Source organism: Campylobacter sp. CFSAN093224 (assembly GCF_012897395.1).
Lineage (GTDB): Bacteria > Campylobacterota > Campylobacteria > Campylobacterales > Campylobacteraceae > Campylobacter_D > Campylobacter_D jejuni.
In genome coordinates this window covers 874,591-890,327 of sequence record NZ_CP040607.1, presented here as the reverse complement: position 1 = coordinate 890,327, position 15,737 = coordinate 874,591, and the positions used below count along the sequence as shown (strand labels likewise).

10 protein-coding genes and 8 tRNA genes are annotated in these 15,737 nt (G+C 31.0%); 15 read left to right on the top strand and 3 right to left on the bottom strand.

The genetic code is table 11. The features are described from left to right. The first annotated feature begins 69 nt into the window (after window positions 1–69). The 12 genes from secA to FBF11_RS04570 all read left to right on the top strand — a co-directional run bounded on the left by secA (window position 70) and on the right by FBF11_RS04570 (window position 9,405). On the top strand, window positions 70–2,658 hold the full coding sequence (secA, locus tag FBF11_RS04625; protein WP_002858134.1) for a preprotein translocase subunit SecA: 2,589 nt from the start codon (window positions 70–72) through the stop codon (window positions 2,656–2,658). Next, entirely contained in the window at window positions 2,655–3,860 is a 1,206-nt protein-coding gene (locus FBF11_RS04620; RefSeq protein WP_002853329.1) for an ABC transporter permease, read from the top strand. Before secA ends, FBF11_RS04620 begins: the two co-directional genes overlap by 4 nt. A gap of 22 nt (window positions 3,861–3,882) precedes the next feature. Beyond that, on the top strand, window positions 3,883–4,668 hold the full coding sequence (locus FBF11_RS04615; protein ID WP_002853310.1) for an amino acid ABC transporter permease: 786 nt from the start codon (window positions 3,883–3,885) through the stop codon (window positions 4,666–4,668). Between the two features lie 61 nt (window positions 4,669–4,729). Next, window positions 4,730–4,805: transfer RNA gene (locus FBF11_RS04610), tRNA-Lys, on the top strand. 7 nt (window positions 4,806–4,812) lie between these two features. Then, window positions 4,813–4,888 (top strand) — tRNA-Val (locus FBF11_RS04605). 51 nt (window positions 4,889–4,939) lie between these two features. Then, window positions 4,940–5,016, top strand: a tRNA-Asp gene (locus FBF11_RS04600). Between the two features lie 4 nt (window positions 5,017–5,020). Further along, window positions 5,021–5,096 (top strand) — tRNA-Lys (locus FBF11_RS04595). Window positions 5,097–5,115: 19 nt separating this feature from the next. Continuing rightward, a tRNA-Arg gene (locus FBF11_RS04590) sits at window positions 5,116–5,191 on the top strand. 6 nt (window positions 5,192–5,197) lie between these two features. Next, window positions 5,198–5,273: transfer RNA gene (locus FBF11_RS04585), tRNA-Val, on the top strand. Window positions 5,274–5,324: 51 nt separating this feature from the next. Beyond that, a tRNA-Asp gene (locus FBF11_RS04580) sits at window positions 5,325–5,401 on the top strand. 66 nt (window positions 5,402–5,467) lie between these two features. After that, a complete protein-coding gene (locus FBF11_RS04575) occupies window positions 5,468–5,848 on the top strand; it encodes a hypothetical protein (protein ID WP_002853267.1) in 381 nt (126 codons plus the stop codon). A gap of 44 nt (window positions 5,849–5,892) precedes the next feature. Then, a complete protein-coding gene (locus FBF11_RS04570; RefSeq protein ID WP_057096904.1) occupies window positions 5,893–9,405 on the top strand; it encodes an acyl-[ACP]--phospholipid O-acyltransferase in 3,513 nt (1,170 codons plus the stop codon). Window positions 9,406–9,412: 7 nt separating this feature from the next. Here the strand turns inward: FBF11_RS04570 and FBF11_RS04565 are convergent, their stop codons facing one another. The 3 genes from FBF11_RS04565 to FBF11_RS04555 form a co-directional block, all read right to left on the bottom strand. Further along, entirely contained in the window at window positions 9,413–10,324 is a 912-nt protein-coding gene (locus tag FBF11_RS04565; protein ID WP_002853271.1) for an AEC family transporter, read from the bottom strand. Between the two features lie 196 nt (window positions 10,325–10,520). Further along, a tRNA-Leu gene (locus FBF11_RS04560) sits at window positions 10,521–10,606 on the bottom strand. A gap of 34 nt (window positions 10,607–10,640) precedes the next feature. Further along, entirely contained in the window at window positions 10,641–10,979 is a 339-nt protein-coding gene (locus tag FBF11_RS04555; protein WP_002853683.1) for a F0F1 ATP synthase subunit C, read from the bottom strand. A gap of 232 nt (window positions 10,980–11,211) precedes the next feature. On the opposite strand from FBF11_RS04555, the gene FBF11_RS04550 reads away from it, so the two are divergent. From FBF11_RS04550 to FBF11_RS04540, 3 genes are read left to right on the top strand one after another with little or no spacing between them, the layout of a single operon-like run. After that, entirely contained in the window at window positions 11,212–12,546 is a 1,335-nt protein-coding gene (locus FBF11_RS04550; protein ID WP_002858451.1) for a sodium-dependent transporter, read from the top strand. A 12-nt stretch (window positions 12,547–12,558) separates the two neighbouring features. After that, on the top strand, window positions 12,559–13,899 hold the full coding sequence (locus FBF11_RS04545; RefSeq protein WP_057096905.1) for a sodium-dependent transporter: 1,341 nt from the start codon (window positions 12,559–12,561) through the stop codon (window positions 13,897–13,899). A 31-nt stretch (window positions 13,900–13,930) separates the two neighbouring features. Next, a complete protein-coding gene (locus tag FBF11_RS04540; RefSeq protein WP_057042340.1) occupies window positions 13,931–15,730 on the top strand; it encodes a biotin/lipoyl-containing protein in 1,800 nt (599 codons plus the stop codon). Window positions 15,731–15,737 lie beyond the last annotated feature (7 nt).

Here is a 15,737-nt window from a genome sequence, read left to right as displayed (position 1 = left end):
GTCATTCTAGCTAATTTTAATTAAATAATCGTTATAATGATAGTTTGAAAAATTTATAAAGGTTTAGAAATGTTTTTAAATGCTTTAAAAGCCGTGTTTGGCACAAAAAATGATCGTGAAGTTAAGAAATATTTCAAGCGTGTAGCACAAATCAATGCTTTAGAAGGCAACTATCAAAATTTAAGCGATGATGAATTAAAAGCTGAATTTGCAAAATTTAAAGAGCAAATTTTAAGCGGAGAAAAAAACGAAAATGATGTTTTAAATGATGTTTTTGCTATAGTCAGAGAGACAGGTAAGAGAACTTTAAATATGCGTCATTTTGATGTGCAGTTAATCGGTGGTATGGTTTTGCACGATGGAAAAATCGCAGAAATGAAAACAGGAGAAGGTAAAACTCTTGTAGCAACCTTACCTGTTGTTTTAAATGCCATGAGTGGCAAAGGCGTACATGTCGTTACAGTAAATGATTATCTAGCCAAAAGAGATGCTGAGCAAATGAGTGCGATTTATAATTTTTTAGGTTTTAGTGTTGGCGTGGTGCTTTCTTCTCAAAATAGTGATATAGAACACAAGCAAGCTTATGATTGTGATATTACTTATGGAACCAATAATGAGTTTGGTTTTGATTATTTGCGTGATAATATGAAATTTTCAAAAGCTGAAAAAGTTCAAAGAGAGCATAATTTTGTTATCGTAGATGAAGTAGATAGTATTTTAATTGATGAGGCAAGAACTCCGCTTATTATCAGTGGTCCTACAAATCGTACTTTAGATGGTTATATTAAAGCCAATGAAGTAGCTAAACAAATGCAAAAAGGTGAAGCAGTTTTACCCCCTGCAAAACCTGAGGGTGATTTTGTAGTAGATGAGAAAAATCGTAATATTTTAATTACAGAAGCAGGTATTGCTAAGGCTGAAAAACTTTTTGGCGTAGAAAATTTATACAGTCTTGATAATGCTATCTTAGCTCATCAGCTTGATCAAGCCTTAAAAGCACATAATCTTTTTGAAAAAGATGTGCATTATGTTTTAAGAAATAATGAAGTTATCATCGTTGACGAATTTACAGGGCGTTTAAGCGAAGGACGTCGTTTTAGCGAAGGATTGCATCAAGCTTTAGAAGCTAAAGAAAATGTAAAAATTCAAGAAGAAAGCCAAACTCTAGCAGATATTACTTTTCAAAATTATTTTAGAATGTACAATAAACTTGCAGGTATGACAGGAACTGCACAAACAGAAGCGACTGAATTTTCTCAAATTTATAGTTTAGATGTTATTTCTATACCGACAAATATTCCTATTAAAAGACAAGATAAAGATGATCTTATCTATAAAACTCAAAATGAAAAATTCAAAGCTGTAATTGAAGAGATTAAAAAAGCCAATGCTAAAGGTCAGCCTGTACTTGTAGGAACCGCAAGTATAGAGCGCAGTGAAGTTTTTCACAATATGCTTGTAAAAGAGAAAATCCCTCATCATGTTTTAAATGCTAAAAATCACGAGCAAGAAGCTTTGATTATCCAAGATGCAGGTAAAAAAGGTGCTGTAACTATCGCTACAAATATGGCAGGTCGTGGTGTGGATATAAAAATCGATGATGAGATTAGGGCTTTGGGTGGGCTTTATATCATCGGTACAGAAAGACATGAAAGCCGCCGTATTGATAATCAACTTCGTGGTCGTGCAGGAAGGCAGGGTGATCCTGGAATAAGTCGTTTTTATCTAAGTTTAGAAGACAATCTTTTAAGAATTTTTGGTGGGGATCGTATTAAAAGTATTATGGATCGCTTGGGCATAGAAGAGGGCGAAAGCATAGAGTCAAGAATCGTTACAAGAGCGGTTGAAAATGCGCAAAAAAAAGTTGAAAGCTTGCATTTTGAAAGCAGAAAGCATTTGTTAGAATACGATGATGTAGCAAATGAACAAAGAAAAACTATTTATCGTTATCGTAATGAGCTTTTAGATGAAAACTATGATATTAGAGCTAAAATTTCTCAAAATATCGCTGAATATAGCGCAAATGTAATGAATGATTATATGCTTGACGAAAGCGGTTCTAATGTAAATTTTGAAAATTTGAAAGCAAAAATTTTGTATGAATGTTCAACTCAGATTAGTGAAAAAGATTTTGAGAATTTAAGCGTCATTGAAATGCAAGACAAGCTAAGTCAAATTCTTGAAAATTCTTATAATGAAAAGATGTTAAGACTTGAGATTAAAGAATTGCGTAATATAGAGCGTATTTTATATTTGCAAGTTTTGGATAATGCTTGGAGAGAGCATTTGTATCAAATGGATATTTTAAAAACAGGAATAGGACTTCGTGGATACAATCAAAAAGATCCTCTTGTGGAATATAAGAAAGAAAGTTATAATCTTTTCTTGGAGTTGGTCAATCGTATTAAATTTGATAGTATTAAACTACTTTTTAGCGTGCAATTTAATCAAGAAGAGGCGCAAAATTTAGAAAATAAAGCCAATGAAGAAAATGAAAAGCTACTTCAAAGCTCAGTAGAAATGGGCGCAAGCGAAGATAATCTTGGCGAAGCTGAATTTAAAAAAGTTCCACGCAATGCTCCTTGTCCTTGCGGAAGTGGAAAAAAATTTAAAGAATGCCATGGAAAAAGTGGTCCTAAGCAAGGAATTTTAGCTTGAATAAAAGCGTTTTAAAATATTTACTTTTTAAGTATTTAAGATTTGATAAAGAGCAACCCTTTATCAATCTTTCTATGCTTTTGGCCTTTTTAGGAGTTTGTGTAGGACTTTGCGTTTTGCTTGTAGCTATGGCAATTATGAATGGTTTTGATAAAGAATTTGAAAAACGCTTTTTTGTGATGAATTATCCTATTACTATTTTGCCTAAATTCTACGCTCCTGTAAATGATGAATTTATAGATGAGTTAAGAAAAACATTTCCAAATTTGTTATTTAGCCCTTATTTAAGCACTCAAGTTGTTGTAAAGGGAGATAATCGTTTTGAAGGTGGTGTGCTTTTTGGCGTTAATTTTAATGATGAAAAAAAAATAAACGAAGTGGTTGCTAAAGCTTTAAAGGATGAGAATTTAAGTGGTTTTGATATACTTGTAGGATCAGCACTTACTGATGAATTTGGTTTGCATAAAAATGACAAACTTTCACTTATTTTTTCAAATCTTAATCCTAGTGGTTTTTCTTTAGTACCGCAAACTAAACGTTTTGATGTTAAAGCGCGTTTTACTTCAGGGCTTGCATTTTATGATAAAGCTTATATGTACACAGATGTTGATGCATTGAAAAAAGTACTTGGAATACCTAAAAATCCAAATTATGATGGAATTCATGTATATAGCGATAATGCTTTTAAGGATGTTGAAAAAATTAAATCTTATTTAAAAGATGATTATGCTGTGGTGGGTTGGTGGGAGCAAAATAAAAATTTTTTTTCAGCCTTAGAACTTGAAAAAAGAGCGCTTTTTATAGTGTTGATGCTTATTATTTTGGTTGCAAGTTTAAATATAGTAAGTTCTTTATTGATGATAGTAATGAATCGTCGCAGTGAAATAGCACTTTTACTTGCTCTAGGTGCAAGCAAAAATGAGGTAAAAAAGAGTTTTTTTGCCTTAGGTATGCTTATTGGTGGTGGTGGTATGATAGTGGGTGTGGTACTTGCATTTTTTGCTTTATGGCTTTTGGGAAATTTTGATATTGTAACTTTACCTGTTGATGTTTATGGAACCAGTAAATTACCACTTGATTTGTCTTTAATGGATTTTTCTTTAACCATTGTGGGTGCTTTAATAATCATAGCTTTATCATCTTTTTATCCTGCAAAAAAAGCAACTCAAATTAATATTTTAGATACTTTAAGAAATGAATAAATTGTAATTTTGGAGATTTTTATTGTCTTTGTTTACTCAAAAAAATAAGAATTTTAAACCTTTAAAACCTCTATCAAAGTCAAAAATAATCACTAATTTAATTCTTTTGATTTTATTTTTAATATTGTTTTGTTATTGTAGTTTTAGTATAAGTGCTTATCATTTTGATTTTAGCGCAATTGCAACCTATAAAGAAAAATTTCTTCAAGGTTTTTTAAATACTTTAATAATCAGTTTTTTTTCTTTATTGTTGAGTATAATTTTGGGTGGAGTTTTTTGTGCTTTTTCTTTAAGTTCGATTGTTTTTTTAAGATTTTTATCTACATTTTACATAGAGCTTGTCAGAGGAACCCCTTTACTAGTGCAGGTATTATTGATATATTATATCATTGCAAATAATTTAGGACTTGATAATCGATATGTGGCTGGAGTTATTATTTTATCATGTTTTTCTGCTGCTTACTTAGCTGAAATATTTAGAGCTGGAATTTTAAGTATTTCTATATCTCAGCTTGAGAGTGCTAGGGCTTTAGGGTTAAAAGAGATGCAGGTTTTTGCGTATGTAATTTTTCCCCAAGCTTTAAAAAATATTTTAGCACCGCTGAGTGGACAATTTGCAAATTTAATTAAAGATAGTTCCTTATTAAGCGTTATTGCTGTAAATGAATTAACCCAAAGTGCGCAAGAGATAAATTCTTATACTTTTGCTACTCTTGAAGCTTATGTAATTTTGGCTATTACATATCTTGTTTTGACTTTACCTATAAGTATATTTTCTCGTTATTTGGAGAGAAAATGCCAAAAATGATTTAAAAAAGCTTGACAAATAGAGCTAATTTTGGCATAATCACATTTTTATTTCAGAAAATGTCTCGTTAGCTCAGCCGGTAGAGCATCTCCCTTTTAAGGAGGGGGCCGTTGGTTCGAATCCAACACGGGACACCATTATAAAGGTCGCTTAGCTCAGTTGGTAGAGCGCCACCCTTACAAGGTGGATGTCATAAGTTCGAGTCTTATAGTGACCACCATTTTATAAAATCATAAATAGGTTTTATAATCTCTACTTCTTTACTTTGGATGCAGCGGTAGTTCAGCTGGTTAGAATGCCGCCCTGTCACGGCGGAGGTCGCGGGTTCGAGCCCCGTCCGCTGCGCCATATTGTCTCGTTAGCTCAGCCGGTAGAGCATCTCCCTTTTAAGGAGGGGGCCGTTGGTTCGAATCCAACACGGGACACCATTTTTATTGTTAGGGTTATGACCCTTTCGTCTAGTGGCCCAGGACAACACTCTCTCTGTGTGGAAACAGAGGTTCAAATCCTCTAGGGGTCGCCAATCATAGGTCGCTTAGCTCAGTTGGTAGAGCGCCACCCTTACAAGGTGGATGTCATAAGTTCGAGTCTTATAGTGACCACCATTTTATAAAATCATAAATAGGTTTTATAATCTCTACTTCTTTACTTTGGATGCAGCGGTAGTTCAGCTGGTTAGAATGCCGCCCTGTCACGGCGGAGGTCGCGGGTTCGAGCCCCGTCCGCTGCGCCATCTTGCTTGGTAACAATTTTATAAGTATAATTTACAAAATAATAAAAAATAGAGCTAAGGAAAAAAATGCTTATTATTGGACATAAATTATTAAAAAATTTAGATTTTTCTTTTATTGAAAGTGTTGAAGAAGTTAAAGATAATAAAGTTTATTGTATTGTTTATGATGAAAAATTGATTTCTTATTTAAGTCAAAATGATTTTGAATTTGCTATTTTAGTTCAAAATAAAGATGAGATATTTTTAGCCAATGCTTTAGGAGCTAAGTTTTTGCTTTGTAATGATAAAAAACTTGCAAAATTTGCTAGTAAGGTTGCAGAATTTTATGTTTTTGATAGTAGGGTTTTAATGATTGTTGATAAATTAGAGAATTTTAAAAAATTTTATAAATTAAAAATCGATGGAATTATTTTAAAAGATAATATAGATAATTTTCCTAAAAACTGATAAATTCTTTTGTAAAATAAGTGCTAATTGACGAGGTTTAAATAATGCAAAAAAAATCTTTTTTGAAAATTTACGGATTAATTCCTTTTTTACTTATAGCATTCATCAATGCTTTTGTGGATTTGGGACATAAAATTATTATTCAAAATACTATTTATAAGGCCTATGAAGGAAGTGAGCAGTTATTTTTAAATGCTATAGTTAATGCTTTGATTTTACTTCCTTTTATTCTTATGCTTTCTCCTTCGGGTTTTTTAGCGGATAAATATCCAAAAAATATTGTAATGAAAATTTCAGCAATTTTCAATGTTATACTCACTTTAATAATTTGCATTTGTTACTATAGCGGTGCTTTTTGGATGGCTTTTATTTTTACTTTTATAATGGGAGCACAAGCAGCGATTTATTCACCAAGTAAATACGGTTTTATTAAAGAACTCGTGGGAAAAGACTTTCTTGCTATGGGTAATGGTGTAATTAATGCGGTAAGCATTGTGGCAATCTTAGCGGGAATGGCTTTATTTTCTTTAAGCTTTGAAAGTCTTTATAGTTCTATGTATAATCAAACAGATGAAATTTTAAAAGAAGTAGCGCCTTTAGGAATTGTGCTAATTTTATTTTCTTGTATCGAAGTATTTTTTGCGTGGCGTTTACCTAAGCTCAAACAAACAAATAAAGATTTAGTTTTTAATAAAAAAGACTATATTCGTGGAAAACTTCTAATAAATAATCTTAAGCTTGTTTTTAAAAATAAAACTATTTGGCTTTGTATAATTGGAATTTCATTTTTTTGGGCTATATCTCAACTTTATCTTGTCAGCTTTCCTGTCTTTGCTAAAAATGAACTTTTCATAGAAAATACTTTTTATGTGCAAATTTCACTCGCTTTTTCTGGTATAGGAGTGATTTTAGGCTCTTTAGTAGCTGGTAAATTTTCAAAAAATTATATAGAACTTGGATTTATTCCACTTGGTGCATTGGGTATGTTTTTAATGGCTTTTTTAATGCCTTATTTTATAAGTTTATTAAGTTATAGTTTTTTATTTTTCTTTTTTGGATTTTGCGGAGCCCTTTTTATCATTCCTTTAAATACTTTAATCCAATTTCATGCTAAAGAAAATGAATTAGGACAAATTCTTGCAGGAAATAATTTTTTTCAAAATATTGCCATGTTGGGATTTTTGCTCTTGACAACTTTATTTGTAAAATTTGAAATCAATGTGATTTATTTGTTTTATTTTATTGCTTTGGTAACCTTTATAGGAAGTTTTTACATACTTTTAAAACTCCCCTTTTCTTTAGTGCGTATACTTTTAAGCATAGCTTTTTTACAACGATACCGTTTACTTGTGGAAGGTTTTGAAAATATACCAGAAAAAGGTGGAGCTTTACTTTTGGGTAATCATATTTCTTTTATTGATTGGGCTGTTGTACAAATGGCAATTCCAAGAAAAATTTATTTTGTTATGGAAAGAAGTATTTATTCTAAATGGTATATTAAAATTTTTCTTGATAAATTTGGTATTATTCCTGTATCAAGTACAGGAAGTAAGACGAGTTTAGAACTGATAGCAAAGCATATTAAAGAAGGTAATTTAGTTTGCTTATTTCCTGAAGGTACACTTTCGCGACATGGGCAATTAAATGAATTTAAAGCAGGATTTGAATTAGCTTGTGAATGTTTAAGTGAAGATGATGGAAAAATTATTCCTTTTTATATAAGAGGGCTTTGGGGTAGCGCTTTTTCAAGAAGTGATGAAGAATTTTCAGCAAGAAACCGCACTTTAAATAAAAGAAAAATTGCTATAGCTTTTGGTAAAGCTATGCCTTTGCATTCTAAAAAAGATGAAGTTAAAGCTAAAGTTTTTGAACTTTCTTTTATGGCTTGGAAATCACAATGCGAAGCTATGCATACTATAGCAAGAGCTTGGATAGATACAGCTAAAAAAAATCTAAATCAAATAGCTATTATCGATACACTAGCTGGAGATATTTCTTATAGAAAAATGTTGACTCTTAGTTTATTTCTTAATTTTTTTATTAAAAGAAAATCCAAAGAGTTAAACATTAACCTTCAGCGTGGAAGTTACGCTCCTAAAGAGGAAGCTATAGGAATTTTACTACCTGCTTCTTTTGCAAGTTCTTTAACCAATCTATCTGTTTTAATCGCAGAAAAAATTGCAGTAAATCTTAATTTCACTGCTGGAGAAAAAGCTCTAAAAGCAGCTATAAAAAATGCGCAAATTTCACAAATTTATACTTCTAAAACTTTTTTAGAAAAATTAGCAAATAAAGGTATAAACCTAAATTTCGATACAAATATACATTTAATTTATTTTGAAGATATTGTAGAAGATTTTAAAATGCAAAAAACTAAAATTTTTAGCATGATGCTAGCAGTTAGTATTATACCTAGTTTTATACTCAAAAGCATCTTCACTCCTTCAAAAAACAATCTTGCCATCGCAGCTATTTTATTTAGTAGTGGAAGTGAAGGTTCTCCAAAAGGTGTTATGCTCAATAACCGTAATATTTTAAGCAATATAGCACAAATTTCTGATGTGCTTTGCACAAGAAATAATGATGTCATTCTCTCATCTTTACCACCTTTTCATGCTTTTGGACTTACCGTAACTACATTTTTGCCTTTGCTTGAAGGTATTAAAAGCATCACTTTTTCAGATCCAACCGATGCCTTAGGGGTTGCCAAAGCTGTTGCTAAAAATAATGTCACTATTATGTGTGGAACTTCAACCTTTTTAGGAATTTATGCAAGAAATAAAAAGCTTGATGCTTTAATGTTTGAAAGTTTAAGAATAGTTGTATCGGGCGCTGAAAAACTAAAAAATGAAGTAAGAACTACTTTTGAAATGAAGTTTAAAAAAAGCATTTTTGAAGGTTACGGGGCTACGGAAACCACGCCTGTGGCGAGTGTAAATTTACCAAATCATTTTGATGTGGATTATTGGCTTATACATCGTGCCAATAAAGAAGGAAGCGTAGGAATGCCTCTACCTGGAACTGCGGTACGTATTGTTGATCCAAATAATTATGAAAATTTAAAAACAAATGAAGATGGACTCATACTTATAGGCGGTCATCAAGTTATGGTAGGCTATCTTAATGACAAAGAAAAAACCGATGAAGTGGTTAAAGAAATTGATGGCATAAGATGGTACAACACGGGAGATAAGGGACATTTGGATGAAGATGGTTTTTTATATATTGTCGATCGTTATTCTCGCTTTGCAAAAATTGGCGGAGAGATGATTTCTTTGGGTGCAATAGAAGAAGAAATTGCCAAATTTATAGATACTGAAGTGGTTAAATTTTGTGCCACATCTTTAGAAGATGAGAAAAAAGGGGAACAAATTGTTTTACTCATAGAATGCAATAATGAAATTTTTGAAGGAGTATGTGAGGCTATAAAAAATTCTAATATACCTACACTTTTTAAACCTAGATATTATTTTCAAATAGAAAAAATTCCCCTCCTAGGTTCAGGAAAAGTTGATCTTAAAAAAGTTAAAGAATTAGCTAAAAATTTAGCCATATAATTTGAGCTTATAACAAAGTCCAAATTAAAATTGGCATAGAAACAAAAGCAAAAAGAACTCCAAAGGCTACAGCACTTACGGCTAAATTACTATCTAGTTTAGCTTTCATTACCATAGCTCCTGCTAAAGTCATAGTAGGAGCTGCACTTTCTATAATAGCAACGATGGTAGAATCTTTTAATTCCAAATTAAATATTTTTAAACAAAATACAAAAAATAAAGGAGCTAAAATCATTTTAGCAAAGATGACAACTATTGTAGGTTTGTAAGAGGTTTTAATCGCCATAAAGCCAAGTCCTAAACCTATAGCAAAAAGTGCAACAGGGGTTGCAGAGGCACCAAATAAACGAATAGGAGAGAAAATAAATTCAGGTAAAGTAATCAATTTACACAAAAAACCAAAAAGCAAAGCTAAAAAAGGTGGAAAACTAAGAATTTTTTTAACATTAGCAAGCAAACTGACTTTTTCTCCATTTCCCAAAGAAAGTATAAAAGGTCCAAAAAGTGATATAGGTAAAGTTGTGGCTAAAGCATCGTAAAATATAACTTCAGCGCTAAATTGTGGGTCATTAAATATACCAGCAACAATAGGCATACCCACAAATATAGTATTTCCAAAACAAGAAAGCAAAAACATACTGACTAAAGTTACTTTAGAAAAATGAAAAACTTTTCCAATAAGAATAGCAAAAAAAGCTGCTAGTATACAGCTAAACAATCCAATAAAAATAAAAATAATCAATGAAAAATCAAAATTTAAATGATATGCTTTATCGAAAATCAAACAAGGTAAAGCAAAAATAATAGCAAAATCTAAAAAAGTCCTAGCTTGTTTTTGCTTTAAAACGCCAATTCTTTTGGCAAAATATCCGCCTGCAAGTAAAATAAAAATTGTAAATAATGGTATAAAAACAAACATTGAATAATCCTTTTTAAGGGATGGTTTTTGAAAACGGATAGAATTATATTCTTTATACTTAAAAAAAATCTTAATATTTTTTAAGTTTTTTAAAAAAACCAATATTTTTTATTTTTTGTAACTTTAAGAAATTGTAAGTTGAAATTTGATTTTGAATAGTTAGTATTTTAAGTTGAATGATTATAATTTTAAATAATGGTGCGGTTAGCGAGATTTGAACTCGCACACGCGGAGCGCACCACCCCCTCAAGATGGCGTGTCTACCAATTCCACCATAACCGCATAGAAAAAAGCCCAAAAAGGGCTTTGATAAGTTTTATTGTAAAACTATAAAAGGATTTGCGTAAAGTGCTATTAGCGCGATAACAAGAGCATAGATAACTTGTGCTTCAATCATCGCTAAAGCGATAAACATAGTTGTCATTAATTTTGGCCCAAGACCAGGGTTTCTAGCTGTTCCTGCAATTGTTGCCGCTGCAGTATTACCCATACCGATAGCACCACCAAGTGCTGCAACACCAAGACCTAAGCCTGCTGCAAGAACTGAAAATGCTTTAATCCATACATTAATAGCTTCTTGCTCTACTGGAGCATTAGTTTCAGCTGCAAAAGCTACTGCTGCACATGCTAATAATAAAAAAAGAACTTTTTTCATTATCTTAACCTTTCTATAAAAAAATTTTTTTCAATTTTTAAATCAGTTCGGCTTGCGTATCCCTACTTAAGACTTAAAAATAAATTCGAATTATAACCAAAAGTATCTTTATTTTTATTGAAATTTACAAAAATTCACATTTTTGATTTAAATTTGATTGTTTTCAATAAAGCTTAAAAGTTTTTTTGCTTTAATAATATTTTAAAATAATTTTTAAGTCAAGGTTGTAACATTGAGTTCTAAATTTTCAAAAATAGGTTTCATTTTAGCGGTAGCAGGTTCAGCGGTGGGCTTGGGTAATGCTTGGAAATTTCCAACACTAGTAGGTCAAAGTGGTGGATCTGCTTTTATCTTGCTTTATATAATTCTTACTTTAGGTGTAGGTTTTGTGATATTTTTAGCTGAGCTTAGCATAGGAAAAATTAGTGAAAAAGATCCGGTTAATGCCTATGAAAAGTTAGCACCTTCAAATAAAAAAGCTTGGTCTTATGTTGGTTTTACTATGGTGGGGGCGATTTTAATAGTTTCTTTTTATACCTTGGTGATTGGCTGGATAGTTAAATATGTGTTTTTAAGTATCACTGGAAATTTGCCTATGGATCTAGAAGTAAGTAAAGCACAGTTTGGATTTTTTATAAGTGAGGATTTTTTAAGTCAGTTTATTTGTTTTACTTTGGTTTTTTTATGTGTTTTTTATATTGTTTCTAAAGGTGTTAAGAATGGGATTGAAAAGTTAAATGTTTGGATGATGCCTTCATTGTTTATTTTGCTTATTTTGATGCTTGTTTATGCTATTAGCAAAGATGGTTTTATAATGGCGGTTAAATTTCTTTTTGTACCTGATTTTTCCAAAATCAACACTTCAAATGTTCTTGAAGCCTTAGGACTTGCTTTTTTTAGTCTTTCTTTGGGCGTTGGAACGATTATTACTTATTCTGCTAGTCTGCCTGATAAAACCAATTTTATTACCAGTACTTTAAATATTATTTTTATCAATCTTTTAGTTGGTTTATTAATGGGTTTGGTTGTTTTTACTTTTATCTTTGAGTTTGGTTACAATCCTAATCAGCAAGGACCAGGACTTGTTTTTATTTCCTTAGCTACTTTATTTGAAAAAATTGGAGTGATTGGTTGTATTTTTGGAGCAGCGTTTTTTATTTCTTTAATCTTTGCTGGTATTACTTCAGCTGTTTCAATGATAGAGCCTTTCACTTTTTACCTTATTAATACTTTTGGTATGAGCCGTAAAAAAGCTTTGATTTTAATAGGAATTGTTGTTTATATTTTAGGAATGTTGTGTATTTTATCTTCTTTAAAAAGTACTCAGTTTGGATTTTTTGGAATGAGTTTTTTTGATTTGCTTGATAGTGTTTCAAGCAAGGTTATTATGCCTTTAGGTGGAATTTTGGCAGCTATTTTTGTGGGATTTGTGATGAAAAAAGAAGCTTTAAAAATTTTATTTAAACCTTATATGAGGGGTATATTTTTTGAACTTTGGTATGTGTTTTTGAGATTTATTTCCCCTTTGGCTGTTGTTATAGTTATGATAGCCGCTTTTTTAAAGTGAGTTTGAAAAATAATGAGAACATATTTTTCAAAAATCGGTTTTGTATTGACTGTTGCTGGTGGAGCCGTTGGTTTAGGTAATGCTTGGAAATTTCCAACTTTAAGCGCAGAAAATGGTGGTTTTGTTTTTGTGCTTTTATATTTGTTTTTTACTTTAACTATAGGATTTAGTATTTTTTTGGCTGAAGTGGCTATGGGACGTTTAAGTAAAAGTGATCTTGCAAATGCTTATTCAAATCTTGCCATAAAATATGGCAATAGATGGCGATATGGCGGCGTTTTTATGTTAGGTGGTATTTTTGTCCTCTCTTTTTATCTAGTTATCATGGGATGGGTTTTAAAATATACTGTAGTGAGTCTTTATTATCTTCCTAAAACTTTAGATGAAGCAGCAAGTAATTTTCAGAATTTAATTACTACAAATTTGACAAGTTCTGTTTTTTTCTTCACTTTATCTTTTTTTCTTACTTTATTGATAGTATCTAAAGGTTTAATCAAAGGGATTGAAAAATTAAACGTTGTTATAATGCCTAGCTTATTTTTAATGCTTGTTTTTATGTTGTTTTATTGCATGGGATTTAAGCAAGGTTTTGCAAATGCTTTTTCTTATTTATTTTATCCCGATTTTTTACATTTTAAATTCAGCTCTATTGCCGAAGCTTTAGGGCTTGCATTTTTTACCTTATGCTTGGGAATAGGTTGTATAGTTACATATTCATCGGCCTTGGATAAAAAAACAAATTTTATAAAAAGTTCAGTGTATATTGTTTTGATTAATTTATTGATTTCTTTTATCATGGGACTTATTGTTTTTACTTTTATCTTTGAATTTGGAGCCGATCCGCATACTCAAGGAGTAGGAATTGTTTTTATATCCTTGATGAGTTTGTTTAATCAACTTGGAGCTTTAGGCTATATTTTTGCATTTTGTTTTTTCTTAGCACTTTTTTTTGCTGGTATTACTTCAGCTGTTTCAATGATAGAGCCTTTAACTTTTTATATGATTAATAACTATCAAATTTCTCGTGTTAAAGCTCTATTTTTAATAGGTTTATTTGTTTTTGTTTTTGGAATTTGTTGTATCTTGTCATTAAATTTAAATTTTTTTTCTATGTTTAGTTTTTTTGGTAAAGATTTTTTTACTTTATTAGATAAATTAACTTCAAATTTTTTACTTCCACTTGGTGTTATAGTATGCTCTATATTTGTAGGTTTTTTTATGAATAAAAAACAAATTTATAAAATTTTTTCTAAATTTATAAGTCGAAAAATTTTCTTAATTTGGTTGTTTTTTATTCGTTTTATATCGCCTATAGCAATAATTTTGGTAATGTGTTATCAAATTTTTGTATAATAATGAAAAAATATTTTTTTAAGGAAAAATAATGGCTAAAAAATTCATCGATGTAATGGATACAAGCTTTAGGGACGGTTTTCAGTCTGTTTATGGAGCTAGGGTTTTAATGGATGATTTTTTTCCTGCAGTAGAAGCAGCAAAAGAAGCGGGTATTACTCATTTTGAATTTGGTGGTGGTGCTAGATTTCAAAGCTTGTATTTTTATCTTAATGAAGATGCTTTTACCATGATGGATAGATTTAGGGCTATTGTAGGAAAAGATGCTAATCTTCAAACTTTAGCAAGAGGGGTTAATACTGTTACTTTAGATACTGGAAGTAGTGAGCTTATTGATTTGCATGCAAAACTTTTTGCAAAACACGGTACCACAACGATAAGAAATTTTGATGCTCTTAATGATATAAATAATTTAAAATTTAGTGGTGAATGTATAGCAAAACATGGATTAAAACATGAAATCGCTATTACCTTAATGGATCTACCGCCAAATTGCAAAGGTGCTCATGATGTGCCTTTTTATGAAAAAATTTTGAAAGAAATTTTAGCAGCAGAAATTCCTTTTCACAGCATTTGTTTTAAAGATGCAAGTGGAACTTCAAATCCAAATAAAATTTATGAAACCATTAAAATGGCAAGAAAAATTTTACCTCAAGATATGCATATTAGACTTCATACGCATGAAACTGCAGGGGTGAGTATAGCCTGCTATCTTGCAGCACTTGAAGCAGGTGTTGATGGTATCGATTTGGCTGCAGCTCCTGTAAGTGGTGGAACTTCTCAGCCTGATATTTTAACCATGATGCATGCCTTAAAAGGTAAAGATTATGATTTAGGTGGACTTGAAGAAGAAAAAATTCTAAAATACGAAGAAGTTTTAAAAGATTGTTTAAAAGAGTATTTTTTACCCCCTGAAGCTACTATGGTAAATCCACTTATTCCTTTTTCTCCTATGCCAGGAGGAGCTTTAACGGCAAATACACAAATGATGAGGGATAATAATATTTTAGATAAATTTCCACAGGTCATTCATGCTATGAGAGAAGTTGTAGAAAAAGGTGGATTTGGTACTTCGGTTACTCCAGTTTCTCAATTTTATTTTCAACAAGCATTTAATAATGTTATGTTTGGGTCTTGGAAAAAAATCGCAGAAGGTTATGGAAAAATGGTGCTTGGTTATTTTGGAAAAACTCCAGTTGCACCCGATGCAAACATTATTGAGCTTGCTTCAAAACAACTTAATTTAGAACCTACTACAGAGCTTGCTATAAATATAGCTGATAAAGATGAGAGTAAAAGTATAGCTTATACCAAAACCTTGCTTGAAAAAGAGGGTATAGAAACGAGTGAAGAAAATATATTTGTTGCAGCAGCTTGCAAAGAAAAAGGTATAGCATTTTTAAAAGGAGAGGCAAAGGTAAATATACGCAAATTAGCCAGTATGCCAAAACCTATGAGTGCAGATGAAAACAAATTTACTGTAGCTGTAAATGGTAATAAATATCATGTGGAAGTGAGTTATGGTTTTGATAAAGATGTTAATGTTAAGAGTGTAAAAAAAGTAGAAGAAAATAAAAATATTATTTCTTCAAATTCAACAAGTTCTGTCGATGCTGAAAATGAAATTTTAGCAGGTATTTCAGGTAATGTCTTTAAAATTTATGTTAACGAAGGTGAGGAAGTAAAATCAGGTCAAGCTATCATGGTTTTAGAAGCAATGAAGATGGAGATTGAGGTTAATGCCCCAAAAGATGGAATTATTTTAGAGCTTTGTATTAAAATAGGTGATACTGTTAATGAAGGCGAAGTATTAGCTATTTACAAGAATTAAAGTGAGG